The following is a 13,132-nucleotide window of genomic DNA, read 5'->3' as shown; positions in this document are numbered from 1 at the left end:
CGGAAGGCCGGAAGGCCGGAAGGCCGGAAGGCCAGAAGGCCAGAAGGCCAGAAGGCCGGAAGGCCGAGCAGGCGGGCAGTGCGCAGGCGGGACGGCCACGCACAAGATCGACACCTACGCCCGCCAGCGCAATATGTCACACTTTGGTTAACGGTGCCCGTCAGGTTCGACCAAGGAAGCGACGCTATGGCTCGGCGCCGGGTGCGTTTGCCGACTCGGCGGTGGTTGAACGGTCTGCTCGCCAGCGTCGCGATGGTGGCTGCGACCACCGGCATCATCGCACTCCTCGGGCGGCACATCTCGCCGCTGCACCTCCTGGTGCTCTACCTCCTCGCAGTCCTCCCCGTCGCCGTGGTGTGGGGTACAGGGCTGGCACTGCTCACGTCGGTGCTGAGCGTGCTGGCCTACGCGTACCTGTTCGTCCCTCCGCTCCATTCGTTCCAGCTCGCGGATTCCGAGAGCGGCGTCGCGTTGGGGGTCTTCCTCCTCACGGCCGCGGTAGTGGGAGAACTCGCGGCCCGGCTACGGCGGGCGGCACTGGCGTCGGCGCGCTTGACGGAGGAGCAGTCCGCGTTGCGCCGAGTCGCGACACTGGTCGCCCGGTCGGCTCCGCCTTCGGCGGTCTTCGAGGCCGTGACCCGCGAGGTCGGCCTCCTCTGCGGTGCCGATCTCGCCCGTATGGAGCGCTACGAGGCGGACGGCACCGTTACCGGCGTCGCCGCCTGGAGCCGGACCAGGGTGCCGGACCCCCTGACCGTCGGCACGCGCTTCGACCTGAACGGGTTGAGCATCGCCCGCGAGGTCCGGCGCACCGGCGGTGCGGCCCGGATCAGGAACTTCGCGGACGCACCAGGCGCGATCGCGCGGGAGGCGCGTGCGGTGGGCATCCGCTCGTCGGTCGGCTGCCCGATCATGGTTGCCGCGCGCCTGTGGGGCGTGATCGCCGCATCGAGGAAGAGCGAGGAGCCCTTCCCGGCGAACACGGAGTTGCAGATCACCAGCTTCACAGAGCTCGTCGCCACCGCCGTCGAGAACGCCGAAGCCCGTGCCGAACTGACCGCCTCACGCGCCCGCATCGTCAACGCAGCCGACGAGACCCGTCGGCGCATCGAGCGCGACCTCCACGACGGCGTCCAGCAACGGCTCGTCTCGGTCGTGCTGCTCCTGGGTGCGGCGCAGACGAAAGTGCCGCCCGAGTTGGACGAACTCCGAACGAGACTGGACCATGTCACCACCGAGCTGACGGATGCGCTGGACGAGCTGCGCGAGATGGCGCGCGGCATCCACCCCTCGATCCTTGCCAGGGGAGGCCTCGCTCCCGCGCTCAAGGCGCTCGCTCGGCGCTCCTCCCTGCCGGTCGATCTCGTGGTGCACACCGAGACCAGGATTCCCATGCGGATCCAGGTCAGCGCGTACTACGTCGTCTGCGAAGCACTGACCAATGCCATCAAGCATGCGCAGGCCTCGGCCGTCAGGGTCATGGTCGAGGCCACCGACGGGGTGCTTGGCCTGTGCGTCCACGACGACGGGGTCGGCGGTGCCGACTTCGTCCGCGGCACCGGTCTCCTCGGCCTCAAGGACCGCGTGGAGGCGCTCGGCGGCAGGATCTCTGTCGAGAGTCCGCACGGAGTGGGAACCACCCTGCGTGCAGAGCTCCCGCTCACCGGGGCCGACCGCGATTCCCTGAAGCCGGCCGAAGTCGGGGACTGAACTTCCGAGGCGCAGCGTGCGCCAAGCTGCGCACCCATGCTGGTCAGGCGGCTCGGCCACCGGGCAGAACAGCCCATGCATGACAGGCAGGTGGGCAACCGGCCATGAATACAGCTAGCAGGAATGCCTGCCGGGTCCCCGCGCTGAGATCCTGGACACATGTTGCGGTGCATCATCGTTGATGACAGCCCTTACTTCCTCAATGCTGCTCGCTGCTTGCTCGAGGGCGAGGGCATCATGGTCGTGGGCGTGGCATCGGACAGTGCACAGGCGCTGCAGCAGGCAACGCAGCTCAGGCCGGACATCGCACTGGTGGACATCGACCTCGGTAGCGAGAGCGGCCTGGAACTGGCCGATCGGCTGCGCCACGAGACAGGCCCTTCGCCGCCCCCGGTCATCTTGATCTCCAGTCATGCGGAGGACGAGTACGCCGACCTCATTGTGGCGAGTCGCGCGCTGGGATTCCTCGCCAAGACGGCGCTGTCCAGCGGGGCCATCCACGACCTGCTCGCCGGGAGGGACGGTCACCGGGACGCCCCGGTCAGCGGGCCTCCAGGAAAGTGATCACGGCGCGGACGCGGCGATGGTCGTCGTCGGTTTCCGGCAGGCCAAGCTTTGACAGAATGCTGCGCACGTGCTTTTCCACCGTGCCTTCTGTGACCCACAAACGGCGCGCGATGCCGGCATTGGACCGGCCCTCCGCCATCAGGGCCAGAACCTCGCGCTCACGCTCACTGAGCACCGCCAGCGGGTCCGCCCGGCGGCGTGCGGACACAAGCTCCTGGACCAGCGCCGGGTCCACCACCGAGCCGCCCTTGGCGATCCGCTCCAGCGCCTCCAGGAACTCCTGTACATCACCGACCCTGCTCTTCAGCAGGTAACCGATCCTGCGCCCGTCGGCGAGCAGCTCCATCGCGTGCTCCACCTCGACATGCGCCGACAGGACGAGAATGCCCATGTCGGGGAAGTCCCGGCGGATGGTGCGCGCCGCCTCGAGCCCTTCGGTGGCCTGATCCGGCGGCATCCGGATGTCCACCACCACCAGCTCCGGCTCTTCCCGCCGGACGACCTCCAGCAGTTGCACAGCGTCGCCGGCCTGCCCGACCACGGCCAAGCCCGAGCGCTGCAGCAGGCTGGCCAGCCCTTCGCGCAGCAGCACGTCATCGTCGGCGAGGACCACCCGCAGATCCTTCATGACCGGTCCGTCAGCACTGCGCCCGGACCCGGGTCTGCGGGTCCGGATCCCTTCCCGTCATGCCTCCATTGTCGGTGAGCCTCAGCCGGTGGGCACCCCGCGGCGACCTCGGAAGACCGTCTCACCGAGGAAGCGCTGGGGCACTGGCTCGCCTCCGCCACCGCGGGACCGCCCACAACGCAGGCGTGGTGCAGCGGTGCCGTAGGGCCTGTCAGGCGTCGAAGCGGCGGCGCGGGTCCTCGATGTGACCGAGGTACTCGTGGGTCCAGCCACACATGGCGTCGACCGTGGTGCGCAGGGCCCCGCCCGGCCCGGTCAGGGTGTACTCGACCCGCGGCGGCACGGTGGGGTGCACCTTCCGGTCGACCAAGCCGTTGCGCTCCAGCATGCGCAGGTTCTGGGTGAGCATCTTGTGGCTGACGCCCTCGACCTCGTTCCGCAGCTCGCTGAAGCGCAGGGTGCGCTCGCCGAGCGCCTCGATGATCAGGAACGCCAAGCGACTTCGTCGTCGACACGCAGCTGCCCGCCTGACCTTGTCCGCGGCGGGCCCGTTTGGTGCTGACTGCGGCCCGCGTATTCCCGCTGGCCGGTAGAGAGGTTGGGCGCTGGCCACGACGACACACCACACGGATGCACGGGAAGGTGGTCAGGTCCAGTAGAAACAGCGCCCCGAGCCCGACGGCACCATGTGCTCGAAGAAGGTGATGGCCGCGATGTACGTCTGTCCTCCAGATCTCCTCCCCCAGCAGACGGGAACCCAGCACACGTCGACGCCCGGCCGCACCTGGGCCCTGGCGCACCGCCCGGAGGCCGTGCGCGAAGCCCGCAGGATCTCCCGGCACCTGCTCGCCCAGTGGAAGGTCACCGACGAGGTGGCCGACTCGGTGCTCCTGGCCGTCTCCGAACTGGTCACCAACGCCGTACGGCACGCCCAGCCGCCGCTGATCTTCGGACTGTGCTGCGACCCCACGGCCGGGCAGGTGCACATCGAGGTGTCGGACGGAGGCCCCACCGTCCCCCACTACGGCCAGGCAACCGAGCGCACCGACGACGAGCGCGGCCGCGGACTCAAGATCATCGAGCTGCTCGCCGATGCACACGGTGACCGCCAGGAGGCCGGGCACGCCATCCACTGGGCCGACATCACCACCAGGGGCTGACCCACCCCGCGGAAGCACCTCGCCGCGGCCCACCCGACGGCCGACGAGTGGCCGGCTGCGCACACCGGTCGGTTCACAGAACGTCCACAGCGGCCTCTACCTCGGCATCAGCGGCTCCTCGGCCTCGGCATGCGCGGCCCTCATGCAGAACACGTCCTCGACCGCGACCTCGCAACAGTGGACCCTGACCAGCGCAGGCGGCGGCTACTACAAGCTCGTCAACGCAGGCAGCGGCCTGCTCGCCGGTCATTCCTCGCCGGAGTCCGTGCACACCCCGAACGCAGCGGGCCCCACGGTGAGGATCCCGTCGGACAGCGGCAGGCAGCGAACGCCTCCGCCGCCGCGCAGCGCCCGCTGCGCGCCCGGCCCGATGGTGGTGTCCATCCACGCGCACGGCCTGGCCGCCCTGCGGACCGCCAGCACCACGGGTCCACTGCCGCAGTCCAGGAAGACCGTCTCGCCGATGTACGCGTCGATGTCCACGCCGCGCAGCAGGACATTGCGCCGGGTCAGGCACAGGTCCGCCTCCCCGGAGACCGCCTGCGGCAGGCGCTCGGCCGCCATGAGGGTGACCGACGCACTGCGATGGGCGGGACGGTTGAAGTACCGGTCGCCCACGATGCCCAGCCCTTTGCGCACCTGCGCCGTGGCCACCAGTTCCTCCCGCGGCAGTTCCGGGACACCGTCGCTCGGACGGCCCTGGAAACGATGCACGGGAGAGACCAGCAGCTGAATGATTTCCACCTGCTCCACGCCACCGAGCCTAGCCCGGCGCCCCGGAGGCGGAGCTTGGTGACGCCGGACCGCTGATGGTCTCCTTCGCGCCACGCTGCCAGAGGCCGGCCGGGTCATCGCGCCTACGGCACTCCGCCGGCCGGCCCCCGACGAACGCCTACGACCAGAAGGTCCAGGACCCACTGTCATAGGCGTCCGTCAGCCGCACGTCTAGCCGCAGGTCAGCGTCGGCACGGCCCAGTCGCCGTGGTCGTTGCCGTTGCCGTCGCCGGCGTCACCGACCTTGAGGTCGACCACCTGCGCGCCGCTGACGTCGACGTCGATCGGCACCGCGGCCTGTTTGCCCCGGATCGTCGGCGTGGTGACCAAGGTCTTGCCGTCGGCGATCACGGAGAACGTCACCGTTCCCGCGCCGCCTGTCTCGTCGTCGACACCGACGTACGCCGTCATCCGCGTGCACTTGCCGGCGAGATAGAGCTCGACGTCGCTGATCGAGTTGGTGCCCAGGCCCTTCGGGTAGCCGACACCGGCGATGGTGATCGGACGGCCGTCCCCCGCCGCCTGCTCACCGACGCTGCTGTCACGCTCCACCGGGCCCCACCCGTTGGTGGACGACAAGAACGGTAGGCCGCTCACGGCGTTCTTCCCGGCCGGCGGAGCCGGCGGGATCCCGCCGACGATGCGCTCGTCACCGCCGGCGGCCTGTCGTCCGTTCTGCAGGTAGTGCACCGTGGCGGTGAGGGCCGAGGCGGGGGGCAGCTGCCCGGTCGGCGGCTGGACCTTCCAGGTGAAGGTGGCCGATCCGCCCGGGAGCAGGCGCTCCACGGACATGGGGCTCGTGGGGCTCACGCTCCAGCCGTCAGGTGCGGAGAGCGAGGCCGTCAGGCCGGACGCGGACGGTTTGTCCTTCGGCACCTGCACCGTCGCCTCGGCCGTGAAGGCCTCCCCTGATTGAGCGGTGTTCGGCACGTCCAAGGTGACATCCGCTCCCGGGCGCTTCGGCATGGCGTACGTCCGGGGGTTGTAGCGGGGGCTGTCGTTCTGCGCGACACGCAGGGACGAGGCATAGCTGCCGTAGTTGGTGAGCGAGACCTTGCCGAGCCCGCCCGTGCTGCCGTCCAGGTTCCACACGGCGATGGCGATGCTGTTCCGGCCGTTCGGGTTCAGGATCCCGTTGGGCACCGGGAAGGTGCTCTGCGGGCCGAGGTAGTTGACGTAGTTGCCGACCTGCCAGCCGTTCACGAAGATCGTGGCACGGTACTTGCGTGACGGGTCGTCGGTGAAGGTCAGACCGAGAGAGGTGTCCTGACCGCGCGGCAGGTCCAGGTTGACGTCGGTGCGGTACCACGAGACGCCGGGACGGGTGTCGGCCGTCGGCAGGGACACCCGGCTCCAGTCGCCGTCCGGGTAGCCCGGCAGGGACCAGCCGGCCCGCTCGCCGTACAGGCCGCCCGTCGAGAGCGGGCCTCGGACCGTGTCCTGCAGGTCCTCGCCACCCCGTACGCCCTGCAGCCGCCAGGTGACGGAGGTCAGCGGCGCTCCGACGAGGGAGGCGCTGGTCAGGCCGCGCGCGGTCTTGTTGCCGTTGGTCGAGTTGTAGTCCTCCTCGTGCCCCATGTTCACGGTGAGCACGGAGATGACGTTGTCGCCCTTCGACTTCACCGAACCGTCCGGGAAGGCGAAGTCGGCGCTGCCTGTGGTGGAGCTGCCCAGGAAGGTGCCGTTGAGCCAGGCGGAGAACGCCTGGGCCTTTCCGCCGGAGTCCGAGACCAGGTGGACGCCGGTCTCCTTGCCGGTGGCGCGGAAGCGGCCGCGGTACCAGGTGTTGCCGGTGTGGAAACCGTAGTCGTCCGCGTAGAGCACCGGCAGCGAGTTGACCCCGGAGACGCTGTTGGTGGTGGTCTTGTCGGCCACCTGCCAGCTGGAGTCGTCGAAACCGGGGGCCGCTTCGGGGGACTCCTCGGCGTGCTTCCAGTTCGTCAGCGTCGGAAGGTGTACCGGGGCGGCCACCGGGATCTCCCCGGTGAGGCTCCCCGTGTCGGTGGCCTGGGTTTCCAACGCGCTGCCGTTCCAGGTGACCTGGCCGGCCGAGGTGAACACCTCGATGTTCTTGTCATCGGCGGTGTCCCCGGTGAGCGCCAGGGTGTGGCCGCCGTCCAGGCTGGTCGCCGTGCGCAGCAGATGGGTGCCGCGTACGAGCACCGGACCGCTCGCCGTGTCCTGGCGCCAGAACGTCTCCGCCGTGGCCTTGTCGCCGACGAGCAGCAGCAGTGGGCGCTTTCCGCCGCCGCTGATGCTGATGCGGATCAGACCCTTGTGCGTGTAGTTCAGCCGCAGGTCACCGGTGGCCGCGTCCCAGGTGGTCGTGGCCGTGCCGTCGCCGGTGACCACGGTGGGCTTGGAGGAGTAGCGAAGGACCGTCTCGCCGTCGCTGCCCGGGTTGCCGTAGAGCACGGCGACGTCCCGGTTGCCGATCGTCGCGTTGGTCATGATCTCCGACGTCGAGTACTGCAACTGCGCGTCCCCGAGCCGGTAGTTCGCCACGATCACGTGCGAGTCGCGCCCGTCGAGGGTGATCGCGGTCCCCGGCTGCTGCGGCACGACCGGGTACGTCGGCGTCGCGGTGTCCGCCGTCGGCACGTCGATGGCGTCGATGGACACGTAGTTGTCCGACGACCCCGAGCTGTGGTTCCCGTCAACGACGATCTTCAGCGTGTGCGCCCCGGGGGTCAGGCCGGTCTTCTGGAAGATCACCGCCTGGTTCTCGCTGCCGGAGTCGTCGACCGTCGCCACCTTGGCGCCGTCGAGGTAGACGTCGGCGTAGCCGTGGTTGTTGGTCTTCGACCCGATCCAGCGGATCGCGGTGCCGTCGAAGGGGACGGTGACCGTGTCACCGGCCTTGTTGGAGAACGACTCGGTGTGCTTGTAGTCGCCGCCTGTGTAGCTCTGGTTGGCCACGTGCGACCACGAACCGGTGTACTGCAGCGCGGAGTCGGGGTCGTCCCAGGTGTAGGTGGTGTCCGCGGACGGCTGGGCGTTGAAGTCCAGCGCCATGTGGGTCTTGTCGACCGCCGTGGACGTGGAGTTCCCGTGCCGCAGGACGTGGAACTGCGTCTTGGTGTCGGGGTTCATCCGGGCGGTGGCGACGACCGCGGAGTCGTCCGGCGGCGTGGCCTTGATCGACTCGGTCTTGGTCAGCGGGGCGACCGACTGCGTGAAGTACCCGATCAGCTTGTCCTCGTAGTACTTCGGGTCCAGTTGGCGGTTCTCGCGGATCGCGGCGCCGTAGTCGTAGGACGTGTAGTTCTCCGGCATGCCCAGCCAGCCCCAGTTGGTGCCGCCGTAGGTCATGTAGAAGCTCTGCGCGGTGGCGCCGACGGCTATGTTCTGCTTGTAGAACACGTTGGCGAACTGGTCGTTGATCAGTTGGGCGCACTTGTCGTAGCCCGGTCCGCCCCAGGGGTCGAAGGCGCCGCCCTGGAACTCCGGCGAGTACAGCGGCTTGCCGGCCGGGTGGTCGTAGCTGATGTCGGGGACGCCGTTCCACTTCGAGGGGTTCGAGCAGTTGAACCCCTGCGGGTAGGAGTCCGGGCCGTCGACGTCGAGGGCGGCCGCGCCGGAGTTGAAGGTGCCGTTGTTGTTGCCGGTCAGGGGTACCGTGATGCCGTCGGCGCGGGGCCTTGTCCTCCAGGTGCTGCATGTAGGAGCGGCCGGCGGCCGAGCCGTTGTAGTACTCGTTCTCGACCTGGTAGGCGATGACCGACCCGGTGCCGGTGGTCAGCTGGTGGCGGGCGATGACCCGGTCGATCTGGGTCAGCCACTCGTCCGCGTACTTCAGGAACTGCGGGTCGTCACTGCGGTTGTGCCCGGCCTTGGTGGTCATCCATCCGGGCAGGCCGCCGCTGTCGACCTCCGCGTTGATGTAGGGCGCCGGGCGCGCGATCACGTAGAGCCCGGCCTCCTGGGCCATGTCGAGCAGCTTGTCGACGTCGCGCACCCCGCTGAAGTCGTACACCCCCGGCTTCGGCGAGTGGTATCCCCAGTCGAAGTACAGCGAGGTGGCGTTGAATCCGGCGGCTTTCATCTTCTGGAAGATGTCGCGCCACAGGTCCGGGCTCGGGAGCCGGAAGTAGTGGAACTCGCCGGACCACAGGTAGGTGCGCTTGCCGTCGACGAGGAACGAGTAGCCGTCGAGACTCACCGTGTGCGCCCCGGGGCCGGCGGCGGGCGCCTGCCCGCCGGCGTCCTGCGCCGCGACGGGCGCGGCCGTGCCCGCGGCCAGGGCGATGGTCGCGGCCGTCGCGAGGACCGCCCTCCACCATCGACGGCGGCCCGGTCTCGCAGCTTCTGAACCGATCCGTTTACTCCGCACTGCGGCCTCCATACCGCCTGAGCAATCAACATCAAACAGACTCAGGCAAAGTCGAACATTAAAGGGGCGCGAGGCACGGCACAATGGGGCGGGAGCAACACGGTCGAGGTGGCCCCTGGGGCGGCTTGGAAGCCGTACGGCAGGAATTTCCCTGGCCGCTGACGACTCGTCACGGGATACGGAGCCGCCGCCGAGGACCGGGTTGCCGAATCGGCAAACGAACTCGCCTTCTCAGCAGCGTCGTGCGCATGATCGGTGGCGTAGAGCAGACCGACGGTCCTGGAGGAGACGCATGTCGCAGCACGTCGCGGAGGTCACACACCGGTTGGTCTCCTCTCCGGGAGGCCGAATTCACCTCGCGGAGCGGGGAACCGGGCCGCTGGTGCTGCTCGTGCACGGCTTCCCTGAGTCCTGGTATTCCTGGCGCCACCAACTGCCGGTGCTCGCGGCGGCGGGATACCGCGCCGTCGCCCTCGATGTCCGCGGCTACGGCCGGTCCTCCAAGCCGACCGCGACGGATGCGTACCGGATGGTCGATCTGGTGGAGGACAACGTCTCGGTGGTGCACGCCCTGGGCGAGGAGTCGGCGGTGGTCGTCGGCCACGACTGGGGCGCGCCCATCGCCGCGAACTCCGCCCTGCTCAGGCCGGAGATCTTCCGCGCGGTGGGGCTGCTGAGCGTTCCCTACACCCCGCGCGGCGGGCCCCGCCCCAGCGAGGTCTTCGCTCGGATGGGCGGGGATGAGGAGTTGTACGTCTCCTACTTCCAGAAGCCGGGCCGTGCCGAGGCCGAGATCGAACCCGATGTCCGCGGCTGGCTCGCGGGGCTCTACGCGGCCCTGTCCGCCGACACCATGCCCGCACCCGGTGCTCCCGATCCCCACTTCGTCGGCAGGGACGGGACGATGCGTGAGCGGTTCCCCATCGGCCGACTGCCCGCCTGGCTCAGCGAGCGAGACCTCGACGTCTACGCCGGGGAGTTCGAACGGACCGGCCTGACCGGAGCACTGAACCGCTACCGGAACATGGACCGCGACTGGGAGGACCTCGCCGCCTTCGACGGTGCCCCCATCACCCAGCCGTCCCTGTTCATCGGCGGCGGCATGGACGCCTCCACGACATGGCTGGCCGACGCGATCGACGCGTACCCGGCCACGCTGCCGGGCCTGGTCTCCTCCCACGTCCTCGACGGCTGCGGCCACTGGATCCAGCAGGAACGCCCCGACGAGGTCAACCGACTCCTGACCGACTGGCTCAGCGCTCTGCGCGCTTGACGCACTCGCGCTGCGCCCACCGCTTTCGAAACACGCGACGGATGCGCAGGCGTCACACGTGGGATGCCGTGATGCGGGTACTCGTCCGCTCCCGTGGCCATCAGCGGGCACGCAGTCGGGAGAGACCAGCCATGCACAGTACTTGTCGCCGCGGCCGTCGGCCGTTCCGGTCGTCCTTGGAGGGCCGGTATGAGTGACGTCGGCCAGGGCAGCAGCATCGGTACGCAGAACGCCGGCAGGGGAGCCCGCACCGACCTGCTCGGCATCTACCTCAACGACCACCTGGCAGGGTCGACCGTCGGGAGCCGGCGCATCCACTACACGGTCCGGGCACTGCGCGACTCCCCGCTCGCCGCAGCGTTGCGGCCGATCGCCGACGAGATCGCCCAGGACCGGGCGAGCTTGCTGGAGATCATGAGCCGACTGGGCGTTCCGGTGCGCCGATACAAGATCTTGGCAGCGGAGACGGCCGAGAGGGCGGGACGCCTGAAGCCGAACGGCCGCCTCGTCCGCCGCTCTCCGCTGACCTCGGTGGTCGAACTCGAGTTCCTCCAGCTCGGAGTCGAGGGCAAGGCCGCCGGATGGCGGATGCTGCGCCGGCTGGCGGAGAGTGACGGGCGTCTTGACCGGCAGCAGCTCGACGAACTGATCGAACGAGCCCAGCGGCAGCTGCGGACGCTGGAGGAACTGCGACTTCAGCATGCCGAGAAGGCGTTGCGGGCCATGTAAGGACACGCGAAGAGGCCCGCACGATCGAAGTCGTGCGGGCCTCTTCGCGATCAGGTGCGCTCTGGGCCGCTCCTCGGCGAAGGCGCCGGCCGGGGTACGCCTGACCGCATGCCCGGGCGCCCGCAACGGCCGGAAAGGCCGACCCGTCCTGCCCTGAGCACGCCGCGTCCAGGCCTCCGCGTTCGCGGATCTGTCACCGCCGCGACGCCCGGCCCGCGGCGCGCTGCCGGGTGACGTGGCGGTCGTCCGGGGGGTGAGCCTGCCGTGCGGCTGCCGAGAGGGCGGCTTCCTCGCAGCGGACGCGTACGGCCAGGAGCCCGGCGTTGCACACCGTGAACGCCGTCGCGGTCAGCCAGGCACCGTGCACCAGCGGCAGCGCGGCTCCCTCGACGACCACCGCGAGGTAATTGGGATGGCGCAGGAAGCGGTAGGGGCCCTTCGTCACCCTGGGCAGGTCGGGCACGACGATCACCCGGGTGTTCCACTGCCGTCCCAACGCGCCGATGCACCACCAGCGCAGCCCCTGGGCGGCCGCGACCAGGGCCAGCATCGGCCAGCCGACGCCCGGAAGGAATGGCCGTCCGGCGACCCGTGCTTCCATCAGGCAGCCCACGAGCAGACCTGTGTGCAGCACGACGATTGCCCGGTAGTGTCCTCGGCCCGTCTCAACGCCCCCGCGGGCCGTGCTCCAGCGGCGGTTGCGGCGGGCGACGATCACCTCGGCCAGCCGCTCGGCGGCGATGGCAGCGACCAGCAGCGCGTACCAGATCACCCGGTCGTTCCTCCCTTCGCTTCACCAGCGCAGCAGGACCAGTTCGGCGCAGAAGCCCGGGCCGAGGGCGAGCAGCAGGCCCCAGGTGCCGGGCGGGGGCTGCCTGCGTCGCTGGGTGTCCTGGAGTACATGCAGAACGGAGGCGGACGACAGGTTTCCGACCTCCGCGAGGGAGTCCCAGGTGAGGTCCAGTGCCCCGGACGGCAGGTTCAGCGTGTCCGCGATGGCGTCCAGCACCTTGGGGCCGCCGGGATGGCACACCCAGGTTCCGATGTCGTGCCGGGCCAGGTCGTGGCCGGAGAGGAAGGAGTCGATGTCGTCGGCGAGGTGCGCACGGACGATGCCCGGGATTCCGGGGTCCAGCACGATACGGAATCCGCTGTCGGTGACGTCCCAGCCCATGGCACGCTCGGTGCCCGGATAGAAACGGCTGCGGCTCGCCACCACCTCGGGGCCGAGCGGGGGCCTCGGTCCGGCCGGAGCTCTGCTCCCCTGGGCCACCAGAGCGGCGGCACCGTCGCTGAACAGGGCGCTGCCCACCACATTGGCCGGCGAGGGATCGGACCGCTGGAATGTCAGCGAGCACAGCTCGACGGACAGCAGTACGGCGGTGTGCGTGGGCCAGCCCCGCAGGTAGTCGTGTACACGGGCGAGCCCGGCCGCCCCCGCTGCGCACCCGAGTCCGAACAACGGGAGCCGTTTGACGTCCGGTCGCAGACCCAGAGGGCCCATCAGCCGGGCGTCCACCGAGGGAGCGGCCAGGCCGGTGGTGGAGACGACGGCGATCAGATCCACCGCGCCCGACGCCAGCCCCGCCGAGGCGAGGGCACCCCTGACCGCTTCGGCCCCCATCCGCTCCGCGGCATCGATGAAGGCGTCGTTGGCCGCACCGAACCCGTCCAGATCGGCGTAGGCATCCAGCGGCAGCACGGTATGACGGAACCGGACTCCCGCCGCGGCGTGCACTCGGTCGAGCAAGGACCGGTCCGCCCCCGGCAGGCTCGAGCACACCTGATCGGTGATGTCCCGCTGACGGTGCCGGTGGGGTGCCAGGACCTTCTGCACGGCGACGATGCGGCTCATACAAGGTTCCGATCGACGTGTTACGGCAATCCGGCTGCTGGGCCGGCCCTGAGACATGGTTGTCGCGGGCGGACCGGTGACCTCAGCCCCACGAACACGAGTA

The 13,132-nt window shown here is 69.6% G+C and carries 9 protein-coding genes and 3 pseudogenes; 6 read left to right on the top strand and 6 right to left on the bottom strand.

Translation table 11 applies throughout. The features are described from left to right. The first annotated feature begins 186 nt into the window (after nucleotides 1-186). Nucleotides 187-1,710 (top strand): DUF4118 domain-containing protein, encoded by a 1,524-nt coding sequence (locus SY2F82_RS16660; protein ID WP_268980392.1) that lies wholly within the window; start codon nucleotides 187-189, stop codon nucleotides 1,708-1,710. 159 nt (nucleotides 1,711-1,869) lie between these two features. Beyond that, nucleotides 1,870-2,274: a LytTR family DNA-binding domain-containing protein gene (locus tag SY2F82_RS16655; protein WP_200419853.1), complete on the top strand. Its 405-nt coding sequence runs from the start codon at nucleotides 1,870-1,872 to the stop codon at nucleotides 2,272-2,274. On the opposite strand, the gene SY2F82_RS16650 is transcribed toward SY2F82_RS16655, so the two are convergent. Further along, nucleotides 2,252-2,905, bottom strand: coding sequence for a response regulator transcription factor (locus SY2F82_RS16650; protein ID WP_200419852.1), 654 nt, complete (start codon nucleotides 2,903-2,905; stop codon nucleotides 2,252-2,254). The genes SY2F82_RS16655 and SY2F82_RS16650 overlap by 23 nt on opposite strands. A 211-nt stretch (nucleotides 2,906-3,116) precedes the next feature. Beyond that, a pseudogene (locus SY2F82_RS16645) lies at nucleotides 3,117-3,398 on the bottom strand (winged helix-turn-helix transcriptional regulator); the annotation flags it as partial. A gap of 211 nt (nucleotides 3,399-3,609) precedes the next feature. Between SY2F82_RS16645 and SY2F82_RS16640 the strand changes: the two are divergent. Together SY2F82_RS16640 and SY2F82_RS16635 are read left to right on the top strand one after the other, a co-directional pair. Beyond that, a complete protein-coding gene (locus SY2F82_RS16640) occupies nucleotides 3,610-4,065 on the top strand; it encodes an ATP-binding protein (protein ID WP_236041522.1) in 456 nt (151 codons plus the stop codon). After that, nucleotides 3,998-4,294, top strand: a pseudogene (locus SY2F82_RS16635) (RICIN domain-containing protein); the annotation flags it as partial. The gene SY2F82_RS16640 and the pseudogene SY2F82_RS16635, both read left to right, overlap by 68 nt. A 17-nt stretch (nucleotides 4,295-4,311) precedes the next feature. On the opposite strand, the gene SY2F82_RS16630 reads toward SY2F82_RS16635, so the two are convergent. Beyond that, nucleotides 4,312-4,818 (bottom strand): molybdenum cofactor biosysynthesis protein, encoded by a 507-nt coding sequence (locus SY2F82_RS16630; RefSeq protein WP_200419851.1) that lies wholly within the window; start codon nucleotides 4,816-4,818, stop codon nucleotides 4,312-4,314. 192 nt (nucleotides 4,819-5,010) lie between these two features. After that, a pseudogene (locus tag SY2F82_RS16625) lies at nucleotides 5,011-9,184 on the bottom strand (beta-galactosidase). A 280-nt stretch (nucleotides 9,185-9,464) separates the two neighbouring features. On the opposite strand from SY2F82_RS16625, the gene SY2F82_RS16620 reads away from it, so the two are divergent. Further along, a complete protein-coding gene (locus SY2F82_RS16620) occupies nucleotides 9,465-10,445 on the top strand; it encodes an alpha/beta fold hydrolase (RefSeq protein WP_200419850.1) in 981 nt (326 codons plus the stop codon). 189 nt (nucleotides 10,446-10,634) lie between these two features. Next, nucleotides 10,635-11,174 (top strand): hypothetical protein, encoded by a 540-nt coding sequence (locus tag SY2F82_RS16615; RefSeq protein WP_236041520.1) that lies wholly within the window; start codon nucleotides 10,635-10,637, stop codon nucleotides 11,172-11,174. Between the two features lie 193 nt (nucleotides 11,175-11,367). Here the strand turns inward: SY2F82_RS16615 and SY2F82_RS16610 are convergent, their stop codons facing one another. Further along, nucleotides 11,368-11,946 (bottom strand): isoprenylcysteine carboxyl methyltransferase family protein, encoded by a 579-nt coding sequence (locus SY2F82_RS16610; protein WP_200419849.1) that lies wholly within the window; start codon nucleotides 11,944-11,946, stop codon nucleotides 11,368-11,370. Between the two features lie 21 nt (nucleotides 11,947-11,967). After that, nucleotides 11,968-13,029 (bottom strand): type III polyketide synthase, encoded by a 1,062-nt coding sequence (locus SY2F82_RS16605; RefSeq protein WP_200419848.1) that lies wholly within the window; start codon nucleotides 13,027-13,029, stop codon nucleotides 11,968-11,970. Nucleotides 13,030-13,132: the final 103 nt, after the last annotated feature.

The sequence above is a fragment of the Streptomyces sp. Y2F8-2 genome (assembly GCF_014905555.1).
Taxonomy (GTDB): Bacteria; Actinomycetota; Actinomycetes; order Streptomycetales; family Streptomycetaceae; genus Streptomyces; species Streptomyces cynarae.
The sequence above is the reverse complement of the archived record's forward strand: the minus strand, read 5'-3'. Positions and strand labels throughout refer to the sequence as shown.